Raw genomic sequence first — 14752 nt, forward strand, 5'->3', positions numbered from 1 at the left:
TCTTGCAAGCAAGCTTGCATCGAATTTTTATACTTTTGACACTTGTATCATTATATAAAATAAATAAAATTTAGGAGATTTATGATTAATAACGAAAAAGTTGCTGTAATTATTGCTGAATACAATCCTTTCCATAATGGCCATGCTTATCACATTAAAGAAACCAAAAGACTTACCAATGCCAAATATATAATAATACTTATGAGTGGAAACTTTGTGCAAAGGGGTGAGCCATCCATCATAGACAAATATATAAGGGCAGAATCTGCTCTTCTTTCCGGTGCAGATGCTGTGTTTGAGCTGCCTGTTACCGTATCTACAGGAAGTGCGGAAATTTTTGCTGATGGCTCTGTTGCTCTTGCAGAAAAACTTGGCATAATCGACTATCTCTCTTTTGGAGCGGAAAATGACAGCATGACAGAACTTGTAAACTGCAGCAAATTACTTATTCAAAAAAATCATAATAAAGACATTGCTAAGATTATGTCATCTGGTTCTGCCTTTCCTGAAGCAAGAGATATTTATCTTAGGAGAAATGGTTTTATAAAAGAGGCAGATTTGCTTAGAACCTCAAACAACATCCTTGCCATATCATATTTAAACCAACTTCACCGACTAAATTCAAATATTGTTCCGATTGCCATAAAAAGAGCTGAAGTTTTACATGATTCTGAAATTGTACCTGATAAAAATTTAACAATCGCTTCTGCTAAAGCAATCCGTAAAGATTTACATGACAGCTTATCTAAAAAAAGCCTAAAATATATGCCTGATTCTACTATAAGCAGATTAAACCCAAGTGGATATTATATTAAAAATGATGATTTTTCTGATATTTTATTCTATAAACTGGGAGAAATTATTTACAAAAATAATAAGAAAGATGCAATAAATATTTTAAGCAGTTACAGTGATGTAACTACTGATTTAGCCGGCAGAATTTATAATCTATTTGGAAAATCAAGTTCATATGATGAATTTGCAGCCTCCTTATGGTCTAAAAATTATACCTATGCAAGAATTGACAGAGTCCTCTTTCATATAATAGGAGGAATAACTCAAGAACTTATTGAAAATAATAGAGCTTACGATTTCTGCCCATATATCAGACCTCTTGCAATCAAAAATACATCAATGGACATATTAAACTCTATTGGAAAATTATCCAAAACTAATGAGGATATAAAACTGATTGCAAGAATCGGTGATGCTAAAAAACTTGATAACAAAACAGCCATAGAAACTTTCAGAACAACAAGTTTTATGACTGCCTTATATAATCAAATTTCATTCAATAAGTACAATATAAAATGCCATGATGAAGTGTCTGAGAGTTTCATTCTTCGCCATAAGCTCTAATCATCTTCAAAATCGTCCGAATTAACATTTACGGTAAATTCTTCCTCAGTTTCTCCAACCTCAGTATCTTCTTCATCAAAATCATCTTCTGCCTTGATAATCTGAGTTTTAATCTCACTGCGGTTATTCTTTACAATTTCTAAAGTATTCTTCAATGTATCTGTAACACTGTTTGAACTGGACATCACAGTATCAAGATTATGCGAAACCATTTTCTCAACAGTGGCAAGCATTTCTTCTGCATAAGAAAGGGCTCCAAGTTTAATTCTGGCAGCCATTTCTTCTGCTTCCTTCACAATATTGTCAGCATTTTTTTCTGCATTTTCAATAATGTAATCAGCTTCTCTTTCCGCTGCAATTACTATCTCATCATCCTGAATAATCGCATTAATTTTTTCTTCTGCCTTAGCCTCAATTTTAGCAGCCTTACTTTTAGCAGCCCTCAATATTTCATTTTTAGCTTCATTGACCTTCTTTGCTTCCTCAAATTCTACTTTCATAGCCTGTCTAAGCTCATCTGTAAAATCAAGAAGCCTCTCTTTCGAAATTTTTATCCTATCTTTTGACAGCGGTATAATATTCTGATCGTCAATATATTCTGCCATCCTGTCTATCATTTTCAATATCTTATCTTCTGCCATAGCCAACTCCCCAAATTTATTATTTTCTTAAAAACAAATGTCTGTTATTTTTATACAACTTATCTTTGACAATTTTAAGACCAAGTTCATTTATATACAAAAAATCTGTATTTTTACTTGCTTCAACTATTATTATAGCATCCTCGTAAAGTATAGTCGAATCTATAAGGGCATTTAATATGCTTTTCTCAAATCCTTGACCATATGGAGGATCCACAAAAATAATGTCAAATTTCTTTTTTTCAATCTCCAAAGTCCTGATTCCTGATAAAACTTCCATTTTAAGTACTAAAGCCTTATCAGTAAACTTTGTTTTATTAACATTATGTTTAATACATTTGACAGCCTCATCAGATTTTTCTATAAATGCTGCAAAATCAGCTCCACGGCTTAAAGCTTCTACACCTATTTGTCCACTTCCTGCAAATAAATCTAAAAACGAAGCTCCCTCTACATATCCTTGAAGCATATTAAACAACGTTTCTTTTATTCTGTCTGAAGTAGGCCTTGTTTCTAAACCTGTAGGCGTAATTAGCGGAACAGTCCTTGCACTACCAGCTATGACTCTCATTATACACCACCTTTTCTTAAAATTCAAAATCTTCAGCTGTTATTATTGACAAATCTTCTATAGTAGGTTCTTCCAAATGAGACAACCTGTTTGCCTGTCCTACAAGCATTTTTTCAAAAAGGTTTCTTATGCCTCTCGCATTTCCAAATACTCTTTTAGAGCTTTCATTCATCCTTGAGAGATAGTTTCTTAGCTTATCCACCGCCTTGTCTTCAAGCTTCATTTCCATTTTACCGGACATGGCATCCATAATAGCTATAAGATCATCCTCATTATAATCTTTAAATTCAATAAACTTATTAAACCTTGAAATCAGTCCGGTATTAGTCTGTAGGAAGTCATTCATCTCCTTAGTATAACCTGCAACTATGACAACCAAATCATTTCTATGATCTTCCATAAGTTTCACTAATGTATCAATTGCTTCTCCACCAAAGTCATTTGCAGCACCCGGAGCTGAAAGCGAATATGCTTCATCTATAAATAACACCCCGCCTAATGCCTTGTTTACAACTTCTGTAACTTTAAGGGCAGTCTGTCCTACATAGCCTGCTACCAGACCTGAACGATCTACTTCCACCAATCCGCCTTTAGAAAGTACTCCAAGTTCTTTATATATTCCGGCAATAAGTCTTGCTACAGTTGTCTTTCCGGTTCCCGGACTTCCTGTAAAAACCATATGGTAAGAAATTGCGGGTGACGGAAGGCCTTTATTCTTTCTTAACTGTCTAATATTTATAAGATTTATTAATGAATGAACTTCAGTTTTAACATCGTCCAATCCCACTAAAGCCTCTAACTCAGCAACCAGTTCGTCAAGCCTTTTCTTTCTATCCTCTTCCTTAAGTGGAATAGGCTCAGACTCCGCCTGTTTAGGCAGTTCTTCATTTTTTATCACATTTTCATTTGCCCTGACTTCTTTTAGTATAGGAACAGCCTCATCTTTTTTTTCTTCAACATCCTCATCCTTAAAGCCTTCTCCCGGCATTGTAATATCTCCGGATGCCTTACGAAACAGATATCTTTCATTTATGCGTTCTGCCCTGTCTGAAAAGAAAATAAATGCCTGAACCGAATGATAATAGTCCATTATAAATTGTGGGAGAAACTCATCCCTGTTAGCATTTAAATATGACATTGCAACTATAATATTTAACATCATATCCATATAAGCACTGGACATATTGGAATTTTTTTCTCTATCACGCAAAGAACAAAGCTGCATTATTATCGGAGGCGATTTCACCACTGATTCAGCCTGTCTTATTATCTCATTACTTATGTCTTCAACCTCAGAAATATCATACTGTTTGCTATCCGGCAGAGAAACAATGAATTTTACCTCATCCTCGCCTAATTTTCCCCCATATATTGCAATATTTATCAGCATTGACTGTATATACAGATCCAAAGTTTGAAAAATAGTCTTATGCAGAATCTTCTCTGCCTGCATAAAATATCCTTCACTCTCCAGCTTAGAACAATAACCAACCAAAGTTCTGTAATTGGCTTTTGCTATATCAAAAACCTGCCCTGCATTTGTATACATAAACATCCCCTATCTTATAATATGGAAAATTCTAAAGTGTCATTATATCTTCTCCACAACCAAAACCATTTTTATAAAAATCACTTCCTCTATAATAACATTCATTTTTGATTTTGTCACTCATGCATTTTACAGTTTCCGAAGTAAGTTTTAAAATATCGGCATCTCCTATCACATCTCCCAGATTAAAGGCCATTTCACCACTCTGTCTTATCCCGAATACATCACCCGGACCTCGCATTTTCATATCCTCTTCCGCTATTTTAAAGCCATCATTGGATATATTTAGAATTTTTAACCTTTCCATTGCCTCTTTTGAAGCATTTCCTGACATAAATATGCAATAAGACTGTGCATTACCTCTGCCAATCCGTCCTCTTAGCTGATGTAAAGAAGCAAGCCCGAACCTGTCAGCATTTTCAATCATCATCACTGTTGCATTCGGAACATTGACCCCAACCTCTACTACTGTAGTAGAAACAAGAACATCCGTCCTTCCACTTGCAAAATCTTCCATTATCTCATTTTTTTCATCATTCTTCATCTTTCCATGAAGATATCTGATTCTTGCTCTATTGCCTATAAGTTCCGTTAGTTCTTCAGTATAGCTTATTACATCTGCTAATTCATCATTTTCTTCCGATTTTTCAACCATTGGGCAGATAATATATGCCTGATGCCCCTTATTCACCTCATCTAATATGAACTTATAGGCAGTAAGCCGATAGTCTTCATCTACAACACAATTTTTTATAGGTAACCTGTCAGCAGGAAGTTCATTTACTATGGAAATATCAAGGTCTCCATATAAAATCACTGCTAAGGTTCTTGGAATCGGAGTTGCACTCATTACTAAAATATGTGGTTTTTCCCCTTTATCTGCCAGTTTCTCACGCTGTTTTACTCCAAATCTATGCTGCTCATCCGTTATTACAAGGGCGAGATTATCGTATACAACCTTTTCTTGTATAAGAGCATGTGTGCCTATAATAATATCAGCCTCATGCTTTTCAATCTTCTCGAAAACATCTTTTCTTTCTCTGCCTTTTACAGAGCCTGTCAATAATACAACCCTGATTCCCAGTGGTTCTAACATTGTAGAAAAACTTTCAAAATGCTGTCTTGCAAGCACTTCCGTAGGAACCATTACACTTGACTGGTATCCATTTTCCGCCATTAATAAGCAGGCAAGAATTGATAATATGGTTTTACCTGAGCCAACATCCCCCTGAATCAACCTGTTCATTCTAAAACCACCTGCAAGGTCATTTTCTATTTCTTTCCACACCTGCAATTGTGCATTTGTCAGAGAAAACGGAAGCCTCGAGATAAATTCTACTGTTGTAGATTTTTGTTCTACACTGTAAGAAACCTTTAACTTTTCTCGTTCACCCTTTAACCTGTCTATGGCAAGTGCAAATAAGAAAAACTCATCAAATACCAATCTTCTCCTTGCATCAACTAAGGTGGTGTAAGACTTTGGGAAGTGAATTTCATGTAAAGCCTCTTTTAACGAAATCAACGAATTTTCTTGTTTAATTTCTTTCGTTAAATAGTCTATCTTTGAAGTTACTTCCGACAGCACTTCTGTTATAGATTTTCTAAGCAGGTTACTTGTAACTCCTTTGGTAAGCCTGTATATAGGCTGCAAAACCTCAGATTTTCTGTAATACTCAGGCTCAGTAAGGATTTCAGGCTGTACAACCTGTAAAAATCTGCCTTTCTTTACAACCCTTCCCCTAAAAATCATATGTATGCCTTTTTTTAGCTTTGTTTTCATAAATGGCATATTAAACCAGTTTAGTTCTATTTTTCCACTTCCATCACTTACTTCACAGACTAAAATACTCTTCTTACCTATCTGCTTAAGTATAGGCATTGAAACAGGCATTGCACATACTACTGCCATCATTCCTGTTTTAATAGTATTTATAGGCATTATCTTGCCATACTTATCATAGTTTCTTGGAAAATATCTTAAAATATCACCTTTTGTGTATATATCAAGTTTATTTAGGAGGGCTGCAGTTTTGTTTCCAATACCTTTTATGGCAGTAATATTCTCTTCTAAAACCATAGTTCCTCCTAATTACAATTTAATAATTTCTCATTTAAATGTCATTGCCTTATTTTTGTCTAAATCAACCTGTTTTTTTAAAGCATCTAACGAGTCAAACTTCATCTCAGGTCTTATAAAATCCAAAATCTTCACCTTTGCAAAATGTCCATACACATCTTCATTAAGACCGAAAAGCCAAGTTTCAATTCCTACAGCATTATTTTTACTTATAGTAGGTTTTACACCTATATTGGTTATTCCTCTATAAATCTTTCCATCCAGTTCAGTATCTGAAGTATAAACTCCATACGGAGGAAGTAATTTATATTCTTCAGGCTTTATATTTATTGTCGGCATGCCTATCGTATGCCCTATATGATTTCCGTGTATAATTTCTCCTGAATAAGAAAATGCCCTTCCTAACAGTTCATTGGCTATCTTTATATCTCCTCTTCCAATAAGGTTACGGATTCTTGTACTTGAAATTTCTTCTCCATACATTACCTTCTTCTCTACAACTTTTAGTTCATAACCTAAATCTGCTTTCCTTCTTTCAAGAAGTGTTACATCTCCCAGTCTGCCTTTTCCAAACCTAAAATCAGTACCTACTACAAGTTTTTTTGCACCCAGCTTATTATGAATTATTTTTTCTATAAAGTCATTTGCATCTGTATCAATGACATCCTTAGTGAATGGAAAATTTATCATATAATCTAAGCCAAATTTCTTCGCTAACAGTTTTCGCTCTTCATTTGTGTCTATCACCTTCATATCCTGTTCAAAAAGAATACCAAAAGGGTTTACCTCAAAAGTAAATAACACCTTCGTAAGTCCACCTGTTTTAAGCACTTCATCAATAAGTTCCTTATGGCCTAAATGAAGACCGTCAAACTTTCCCAAGGTTACAACTGTATCATATAGTTTAAAGTCACTTCCCTGTATATACTCCATTCACCTACCACCTTAAAACATCTTATCTATTTTAAATGCCTTAAGCATCTCATTATAACTGTAAATAGCCTTAAATTCACCGTTATTGTACATCCTAAATTTTTCGCCATCTCTCACACCGTTCATTATATCCGTTTGATTTACTGCCTCTAATTTTATAATTCCCCCATTTTCAAGTAAAATCCCTGAATATCCTGAAACATCTATGCTTTTTAAATCCTTAAATATATCTTCTATCGGAATTACTATTTCATCAAGCCTGTTTTCACTCACTATCTTTTCTATTTCATCTAACTTATAACTATTTTCAAGATAAAAATCCCCTGTCCTTGTTCTCAACAGACTTTTCATGGCAGCCTTGCAGCCCAAAGCTTCCCCAATATCCTTACACAAGGTTCTAATATAAGTACCCTTTGAACAAGCTACTTTTATAGTAATTTCTCTATTTGTAATATCTATATTGGTAATTTTTATACCATAAATAGTAATCTCACACGGCTTTCGCTCTATTACCTTGCCTTCTCTTGCCAATTCGTACAGTCTTTTTCCATTAACCCTCTTAGCAGAATACATAGGCGGTGTCTGAAACTGTGTACCAATAAACCGACTGATATTTTTTTTTAGATTATCATCTGACATATTATCTATGTACCACTCTTCAGAATAATCCGTACTTTCGACAATCTCACCTGTAATATCTTCTGTATCGGTAGCTATGCCCAGTTTCATTACGGCAACATACTCTTTCCTATGATCTGTAAGCAATTCACATAACTTGGTTGCTTTACCAACACACATAGGCAGCACACCTTCGGCTGCAGGATCAAGTGTTCCTGTATGTCCGACTTTGCGCTGCCTAAGAATGCCTGTAAGTCTTGTTACTGCATCTCTTGAAGTATAACCTACTTCTTTATATACATTTATGACTCCATTTATCATTAAATATAACCCTTTGTCTTTAACTGGAATTGTAATTGTTTTGTAATATTATTTATTACATCATGCACTGTTCCGCTTGATATGGTACAACCTGAAGCCATCTTATGACCTCCGCCACCAAAGAATGCAGCAACCTTGCTGACATCTATGTCCGAAACCGTAGAACGCATACTTACCTTAAAAAGGTGAGGCTCTTGCTCTTTGATTAAAATAGCAACCTTCACGCCCTCAGTAAGCCTAAGCTGATCTATAATTCCACCCGCATCATTGGAATCAATCATATAAAAATCCATTTCCTTGCGTGTAAGATAAGAAACTACACCCACACCATTCCAAAGAAGCATACTTTCCATCAGACATCTTCCAAGTACCTGATTCTGTTTATATGTTTTTGAATAAAAATTATGATCTATAATATGTCCAAAATCTATTCCCTTGTCCATAAGTTCGCCTGCAATCTGCATTGTACGCTTTGAGGTACATCCATGATGGAAGACTCCTGTATCATGAATAATCCCCGTATAAAGGCAGGCTGCAACATCTGTATCTATTAAATCCAAATCCATCATTTCAAATACAATTTCGCAAGTAGAACTAAGTGATGTGAGAATGAAATTTTCATCCGCCACACCCTTGCTTGTTATATGATGGTCTATGCAAACAGTCTTTTTCGCCTTTGAAAAAAGCTCAGCCACTACTCCTATCCTGTCTACATCACCAAGATCTAACATAAAAAACACATCATAAACCTTGTCTTCAGGCTCATTTTTTATGACCTCAGAACCCGGCAATTCATTAAATTCTTTACCAATCGGCTCTAAATACACATCCACTTTTTTACCCATCTTTGTAAGATAATTGTATATAGCTAAAGTAGAGCCTACACAATCTCCATCGGGATTAGTATGACCTGTAACAGCTATGGTTTCTGCATCTTTTACAAGATCTAAAAGATGAACCAAATTATAATTTCCTATAAACATCCTGTCTCCTCTCTCAAGCTGTTAATCGTTGTCCTCTGTATCCTTCTCTTTTACTTTAACCTGATCAATAAGTGCAGACATATGCATTCCATACTCAATAGAAGTATCTAACTGAAATCTGAGTTCAGGAGTATTTCTTAAATTGATACTCTTTGCAAGCTGACTTCTAAGGTATGGCATAGCACTTTTAAGTCCGTCCAAGGTGTCTTTCTGCTTCTTTTCATCTCCAAGCACACTGATAAATACCTTGGCTGTCTTCAGGTCAGGAGCTACTTCAACATCTGTTACTGAAGTAAGCGAGCTTACCCGTGGGTCTTTTACCCCCATTCGGATAAGTTCACCAAGAGCTCTCTGTACCTCAGAATTTATTCTTACATTTTTAATACTGTTTTTACGCATTTTAACTCCTTGGAACTTCTACCATCTGATAAAGTTCAACCTTATCTTCCTCTTTCACATCATTAAATTTCTCAAATACAAGACCACATTCATAGCCTGCATTAACTTCCTTGACATCATCCTTAAATCTCTTAAGAGAGGCAAGATTTCCTTCAAAAATAAGATCTTTATCTCTGGTAATTCTTACCTTACAGCCCCTGATTATCTTACCGTCAAGTACAAATGAGCCTGCAATATTACCAATTCCTGATGCCTTAAATACCTGCCTGATTTCTGCATGTCCTATTACCTTTTCCTCATAAATAGGCTCAAGCATACCCTTCATAGCAGATTCTACATCTGAAATAATATCATAGATAATCTTGTAAAGCCTTACATCAACCTTCTCTCTATCCGCAGTCTCCTTAGCCACTGCATCCATTCTTACATTGAACCCTATAACAATCGCATTTGATGCACTTGCAAGGGAAATGTCGGATTCATTGATAGCACCTACCGCACCATGAATTACCCTTATTGCAACTTCATCATTATTTAACTTAGTAATGCTCTGTTTAATAGCTTCAACTGAGCCCTGAACATCAGCCTTAATAATGACATTCAGTTCTTTTACAGTACCGGCCTTAATTTGATCAAATAGTCCGTCAAGAGAAAGTTTCTTTCTGCTCTCATCTATAAGTCTTGCCTTATCCTGAGCAATAAATGTCTCCGCAGCAGCCCTTGCTTCCTTATCATCCTTAAAACTAAGCATGGTATCACCTGAATTAGGAACTCCATTTAATCCGAGTATCTCAACAGGAATAGAAGGTCCGGCCTCAGTAACATTATTTCCCTTGTCATCAATCATTGCTCTTACCTTACCAAACGAAGAACCTATAGAAATAGAGTCACCCACATGTAAGGTACCTTTCTGTACAAGAACTGTTGCCACAGGACCTCTGCCCTTATCAAGACTAGCTTCTATTACAATACCTCTGGCATCTCTGTTTGGATTTGCCTTATAATCAGCTACATCTGCTGTAAGAATTACCATCTCAAGAAGTGTCGGTATTCCTTCTTTAGAATGAGCTGAAACCGGTACAAACACTGTCGAACCGCCCCAATCCTCTGCAATAAGCTCATGCTCTGTAAGTTCCTGTTTAACCTTATCTATGTTTGCACTAGGCTTATCTATTTTATTAATTGCTACGATGATTTCAACACCTGCAGCCTTAGCATGATTAATTGCCTCCACCGTCTGTGGCATTACACCATCATCAGCAGCTACTACAAGAATAGCTATATCAGTAGACTTAGCACCACGCATACGCATTGCTGTAAACGCTTCATGTCCCGGAGTATCAAGGAAGGTAATCTTATTACCATTAATTGTTACAACAGACGCACCTATACTCTGTGTAATTCCTCCAGCTTCACGGCTTGTAACATTTGTTGAGCGTATTGCATCAAGCAGAGAAGTCTTACCATGGTCAACATGACCCATTACACAAACTACCGGAGGTCTCTTTACCATAAGAGCCTCATCTTCCTCATCTTCCTTAAGAAGCTCAGCTACTAAATCTACAGGCTCTTCAAGTTCACAGATTATATTATACTCTAAAGCAATCTCTTCTGCTTCTTCAAAACTTATATCCTGAGTCACTGTGTACATTTTTCCCTGTAAGAAAAGTTTTTTGATAATTGCAGAAGGCTGAATCTTCATCTTATCTGCAAGTTCTTTAATTGTCAGGGTATCAGGAATAATAATATTTTTAATTGTATCCTCTTCAGCAGGTTTTACTACAACCTCAGGCTTAATAAAAGCTCCCTTTCTGTTAGGATCTTTTTTCTTTCTATGTGTTACATTTTCATCATCATCTATGTTTGAAAGAACCTTATTCTTATCAAAACGCTTACTAAGATTTTTCTCTGAACGCTCTCTCTCTTTAGCTTTTTCACGCTCACGCTCACGCTCTCTATCACGAGAACCTGTCTTTGTTATGATGCGTTCTTCTCCACCGGAAGCATTTTGAGTCCTTGTCTGCCCACCTCTTGCCTGTGCAGTTCTTCCTCCTGTATTGCCTCCATGATTATTTCCTGATGGCTGCCTTCTCTCATTAGAACCGTCTTTATTAAAAGGTCTGTCATTCTTTTGTCCCTGAGGTCTGTCAGAATTTCTATTGCCCCTAAAATTTTCATTATTTTTATTCTGACCATCTCCCTGTCTGGAACGATTCTCTCTGTTTCCATCCTTAGAATGATCTTTTTGGTCTTTTTGTCCCTGAAACCTGTCATTTCTCTTTTTATCTCCAAATTTCTGAGACTTGTTGCCGGAACCGGTATTTTTAGCTGCCTTATCATTATTTAAAGCTGCAGCCTGGCTTGCTTTCTTTCTTGCAAATGCAATAGCAGCTTCTTCAGGAGTCATTTCAGGTTTCTCAGGCACTTGTTTAACTTCAGAAGTTTTAACATCTGTATTTTTATCTTCAGTAACTTTCACCTCTGAAGCTGATGCTTCAGAAACTATTGCTTCTGAATTTTTTATCTCTGAATTTTTTACTTCTTTGACCTTAATTTCTTTTTCTGTTTTTTCTTCTCTTCTTTTTGTTTCCTTAACAGCAACCTCTTCATCCTTTTGTAAAGTTTTCCTGCTCTCTTTTTCAGCAGAAATCTTCTTTGCTTTTCTCTCTACTGCTTCACGGACTTCTGGAGACCTTCCGTCAAAGGTCTGCTTCATAGGCTTTGTAGCTGCCGCAGGCTTTGTCCGCTTAGGCTTAGCTTCTGCTTTAGGTTCAGGCTTAGCCTTTTTAATGCTTTCAGGAGCATATTGCATGCGTACTGTTGTCTCTTCTTCATCACTCAGTACACTGTTCATGTTTTTCACATTGTCATAACCTTTTTCATGAAGAAAATCAACAATCTCTTTACTTTTTAACTTTATCTCAACTGCCAGTTCACTTACTTTCATTTTAGACATTTTATCGCCTTTCCCATTTAATAGCTAATTCAATATATTTAAGATAGCTTTTGAAAACCCTTCATCAAGTACTGCCATTGATGCCTTTATCGCAGCTCCTGTAGCATTTCCAAGTTCTTCTTTAGTTCCATAAAACTTAATCGGCACTTTATGATGCGTGCATCTGTCAGTAAATTTTTTCTTAGTATTGTCAGATGCATCTTCTGCAATTATTACAAGAAATGTTTTTTTTGCATAAATAGCATTTTCGGTAAGGAACTCACCCGTTGCCAATTTACCTGCCTTCTTTGCAAGTCCTAAATAAGATAATACCTTATCCATTTTCACCTTCCTATAATAAATTTAATTCAGCAATCAGTTTATCATATACTTGTGCAGCAATCTGCGATTTAAAAGAACGGTCTAAACCTTTTGTTTTTTTCAAAATTTCAAAACATTTTACATCGTTACAGATATAAGCTCCTCTCCCATTCTTTCTTCCTGTACTGTCAATCTCTATCTCTCCCTCATTAGTACGCACAATCCTGATAAGTTCTTTTTTTTCCTTTATATTTCTGCAGGCAATACAAGTTCTTTGTGGATTATTCATACTATACCTCTTTATTCAGATAATATCTGTGATTCACTCTTAATATCTATCTTGTATCCGGTAAGCCTTGCTGCCAATCTTGCATTCTGTCCTTCCTTACCTATAGCAAGTGAAAGCTGAGAGTCAGCAACAACAACCTTAGCTGTTTTTTCTTCCGGATTAGCCTCTACCGAAATTGCCCTTGCAGGAGAAAGTGCATTCATAATAAATACTCTAGGATCTTCACTCCATACAACTATATCAATTTTTTCTCCTCTAAGTTCCCTTACGACTTCTTCAACCCTAAAACGGTTTAATCCTACACAGGCTCCTACCGCATCCACTTCCGGATTATTAGAATACACAGCTATCTTAGTTCTTGAGCCTGCTTCCCTTGAAATACTCTTAATTTCAACTGTTCCATCCTTAATTTCAGTAACAACGGACTCAAAAAGTCTTTTAACCAAGTCCGGATGAGTTCTGGAAACTGTAATTTTAGGCCCTCTTGAATGATCTTTTACTTCTACCACATACAGCTTGATTCTTTCTGTAGGTCTAAACCTCTCTGTCCTAACCTGTTCAGCCTCTGACAGTATTGCATCTACTTTTCCAAGATTTATATTAATACTGCTTCCATTATATCTTTGAACTATTCCTGTAACAATATCATGTTCTTTAGCAAAATATTGGTTAAAAAGTGATTTTCTCTCTTCTTCTCTTATCTTTTGTATTACAACCTGTTTAGCCTTTTGAGCAGCAATTCTTCCAAAATTTTTAGGAGTAACTATCCAATTTACAACCTGCCCTTCAACTGCATTAGGGAAAATGGTTTTGGCATCCTCTATACTTATCTGAGTTGTATCATCCTCTACCTTATCTACAACAGTTTTTTCTGCAAATACATTTATTTTCCCATTTTCTCTATTTATAATAACCTTTATATTATCCGATTTTCCAAATTGATCTTTGCAAGCAGCAAAAAGCGAATTTTCAACTGCTTCAAGTATTTTTTCCTTGCTTATATCATTTGCTTTTTCAAGCTGATTCAGAGCTTTTATCAGCTCCATTCCATCGTCTGTCTGTGCATTTTTTCCCATTTTCCAATTACCTCTCTTTATCAAAAATCAACAGCTAATCTTATAAGAGCTATGTTTTTCCTGTCAAATGTCTTTTTTATATCATTTTCAAACCCTAGTGTCACAGTCATCTCATCATAAGCATCTAAAGTCCCTGAAAACTCTTTTTGTTCTTCAACTGCTTTATACAACTTAACTTCAACCTCTTCTCCTAAACTTCTTTCAAAATCTTTACCTTTCTTAAGTGGTCTTCCAAGTCCCGGAGAACTGACTTCCAGTATATAAGACTCTTCAATAAAATCTTCTTCATCTAAAAGATCTGAAAATTCACGACTTACCTTTTCGCAATCATTAACAGTAAAACCACCTTCCTTATCTACATAGGCTCTCAAAAACCAATTAGAACCTTCTTTTACAAATTCTACATCTACCAGCTCATAATTATTTTTTGTAATAATTGGTAAAATAAGTGCTTCTGCTTTCTTTTCATATGTTTCTCTTTTATTCATTCAAGACTCCTTCTTAGATAAAAAATCCCCAAAAATTCCCATTTAACAAAAAAAGCGAACCTCTAACGGTTCACTTATCAAAAACATAGCCTGTAGGGGAATCGAACCCCTGTTTCTGCCGTGAGAGGGCAGCGTCTTAACCCCTTGACCAACAGGCCTTAACTTGTTGCATTGCTTAACAACGCAAAGCAA

General features: G+C 35.8%; 14 protein-coding genes and 1 tRNA gene. 1 reads left to right on the forward strand and 14 read right to left on the reverse strand.

Annotated elements, in window-relative coordinates; translation table 11 throughout:
* Positions 1-81 precede the first annotated feature (81 nt).
* A complete protein-coding gene (locus tag ACTTKP_RS08340) occupies positions 82-1359 on the forward strand; it encodes a tRNA(Met) cytidine acetate ligase (RefSeq protein ID WP_442553439.1) in 1278 nt (425 codons plus the stop codon).
* Here the strand turns inward: ACTTKP_RS08340 and ACTTKP_RS08345 are convergent.
* The 14 genes from ACTTKP_RS08345 to ACTTKP_RS08410 form a co-directional block, all read right to left on the reverse strand.
* Entirely contained in the window at positions 1356-2000 is a 645-nt protein-coding gene (locus tag ACTTKP_RS08345) for a hypothetical protein (protein WP_442553440.1), read from the reverse strand. The two genes, ACTTKP_RS08340 and ACTTKP_RS08345, sit on opposite strands and share 4 nt — an antisense overlap.
* 19 nt (positions 2001-2019) lie before the next feature.
* On the reverse strand, positions 2020-2571 hold the full coding sequence (gene rsmD, locus ACTTKP_RS08350) for a 16S rRNA (guanine(966)-N(2))-methyltransferase RsmD (RefSeq protein WP_442553441.1): 552 nt from the start codon (positions 2569-2571) through the stop codon (positions 2020-2022).
* Positions 2572-2587: 16 nt separating this feature from the next.
* The gene (locus ACTTKP_RS08355; RefSeq protein WP_442553442.1) at positions 2588-4120 is read right to left on the reverse strand and encodes an AAA family ATPase; all 1533 of its coding nucleotides are present in this window, start codon (positions 4118-4120) and stop codon (positions 2588-2590) included.
* Between the two features lie 31 nt (positions 4121-4151).
* On the reverse strand, positions 4152-6197 hold the full coding sequence (gene recG / locus ACTTKP_RS08360) for an ATP-dependent DNA helicase RecG (RefSeq protein ID WP_442553443.1): 2046 nt from the start codon (positions 6195-6197) through the stop codon (positions 4152-4154).
* Positions 6198-6227: 30 nt separating this feature from the next.
* A complete protein-coding gene (locus tag ACTTKP_RS08365) occupies positions 6228-7130 on the reverse strand; it encodes a bifunctional riboflavin kinase/FAD synthetase (protein ID WP_442553444.1) in 903 nt (300 codons plus the stop codon).
* Positions 7131-7142: 12 nt separating this feature from the next.
* Complete coding sequence (gene truB, locus ACTTKP_RS08370; protein WP_442553445.1) at positions 7143-8069, reverse strand: tRNA pseudouridine(55) synthase TruB; 927 nt, start codon at positions 8067-8069, stop codon at positions 7143-7145.
* Positions 8069-9052, reverse strand: a complete 984-nt coding sequence (locus tag ACTTKP_RS08375) for a DHH family phosphoesterase (RefSeq protein WP_442553446.1) — start codon at positions 9050-9052, stop codon at positions 8069-8071. The genes truB and ACTTKP_RS08375 overlap by 1 nt, the downstream gene beginning before the upstream one ends.
* Before the next feature lie 21 nt (positions 9053-9073).
* A complete protein-coding gene (gene rbfA / locus ACTTKP_RS08380; protein ID WP_442553447.1) occupies positions 9074-9451 on the reverse strand; it encodes a 30S ribosome-binding factor RbfA in 378 nt (125 codons plus the stop codon).
* Position 9452: 1 nt separating this feature from the next.
* Positions 9453-12407, reverse strand: a complete 2955-nt coding sequence (infB, locus tag ACTTKP_RS08385) for a translation initiation factor IF-2 (RefSeq protein WP_442553448.1) — start codon at positions 12405-12407, stop codon at positions 9453-9455.
* A gap of 24 nt (positions 12408-12431) precedes the next feature.
* Positions 12432-12728 (reverse strand): L7Ae/L30e/S12e/Gadd45 family ribosomal protein, encoded by a 297-nt coding sequence (locus ACTTKP_RS08390; protein WP_442553449.1) that lies wholly within the window; start codon positions 12726-12728, stop codon positions 12432-12434.
* Between the two features lie 10 nt (positions 12729-12738).
* Positions 12739-12996, reverse strand: coding sequence for an RNase P modulator RnpM (gene rnpM, locus ACTTKP_RS08395; RefSeq protein WP_442553450.1), 258 nt, complete (start codon positions 12994-12996; stop codon positions 12739-12741).
* A gap of 11 nt (positions 12997-13007) precedes the next feature.
* Positions 13008-14072, reverse strand: coding sequence for a transcription termination factor NusA (gene nusA, locus ACTTKP_RS08400; RefSeq protein WP_442553451.1), 1065 nt, complete (start codon positions 14070-14072; stop codon positions 13008-13010).
* 20 nt (positions 14073-14092) lie between these two features.
* Positions 14093-14560 (reverse strand): ribosome maturation factor RimP, encoded by a 468-nt coding sequence (gene rimP / locus ACTTKP_RS08405; protein WP_442553452.1) that lies wholly within the window; start codon positions 14558-14560, stop codon positions 14093-14095.
* 86 nt (positions 14561-14646) lie between these two features.
* Positions 14647-14718, reverse strand: a tRNA-Glu gene (locus ACTTKP_RS08410).
* Positions 14719-14752: the final 34 nt, after the last annotated feature.

The organism is Catonella sp. (assembly GCF_052169795.1).
In the GTDB taxonomy this organism is placed as follows: Bacteria; Bacillota; Clostridia; order Lachnospirales; family Lachnospiraceae; genus Catonella.

Bases quoted from the DNA above. Each gene is read 5' to 3' on its own strand.
- ACTTKP_RS08340 (WP_442553439.1), top strand. From the start codon at position 82: ATGATTAATAACGAAAAAGTTGCTGTAATTATTGCTGAATACAATCCT.
- ACTTKP_RS08345 (WP_442553440.1), bottom strand. From the start codon at position 2,000: ATGGCAGAAGATAAGATATTGAAAATGATAGACAGGATGGCAGAATAT.
- rsmD (WP_442553441.1), bottom strand. From the start codon at position 2,571: ATGAGAGTCATAGCTGGTAGTGCAAGGACTGTTCCGCTAATTACGCCT.
- ACTTKP_RS08355 (WP_442553442.1), bottom strand. From the start codon at position 4,120: ATGTATACAAATGCAGGGCAGGTTTTTGATATAGCAAAAGCCAATTAC.
- recG (WP_442553443.1), bottom strand. From the start codon at position 6,197: ATGGTTTTAGAAGAGAATATTACTGCCATAAAAGGTATTGGAAACAAA.
- ACTTKP_RS08365 (WP_442553444.1), bottom strand. From the start codon at position 7,130: ATGGAGTATATACAGGGAAGTGACTTTAAACTATATGATACAGTTGTA.
- truB (WP_442553445.1), bottom strand. From the start codon at position 8,069: ATGATAAATGGAGTCATAAATGTATATAAAGAAGTAGGTTATACTTCA.
- ACTTKP_RS08375 (WP_442553446.1), bottom strand. From the start codon at position 9,052: ATGTTTATAGGAAATTATAATTTGGTTCATCTTTTAGATCTTGTAAAA.
- rbfA (WP_442553447.1), bottom strand. From the start codon at position 9,451: ATGCGTAAAAACAGTATTAAAAATGTAAGAATAAATTCTGAGGTACAG.
- infB (WP_442553448.1), bottom strand. From the start codon at position 12,407: ATGTCTAAAATGAAAGTAAGTGAACTGGCAGTTGAGATAAAGTTAAAA.
- ACTTKP_RS08390 (WP_442553449.1), bottom strand. From the start codon at position 12,728: ATGGATAAGGTATTATCTTATTTAGGACTTGCAAAGAAGGCAGGTAAA.
- rnpM (WP_442553450.1), bottom strand. From the start codon at position 12,996: ATGAATAATCCACAAAGAACTTGTATTGCCTGCAGAAATATAAAGGAA.
- nusA (WP_442553451.1), bottom strand. From the start codon at position 14,072: ATGGGAAAAAATGCACAGACAGACGATGGAATGGAGCTGATAAAAGCT.
- rimP (WP_442553452.1), bottom strand. From the start codon at position 14,560: ATGAATAAAAGAGAAACATATGAAAAGAAAGCAGAAGCACTTATTTTA.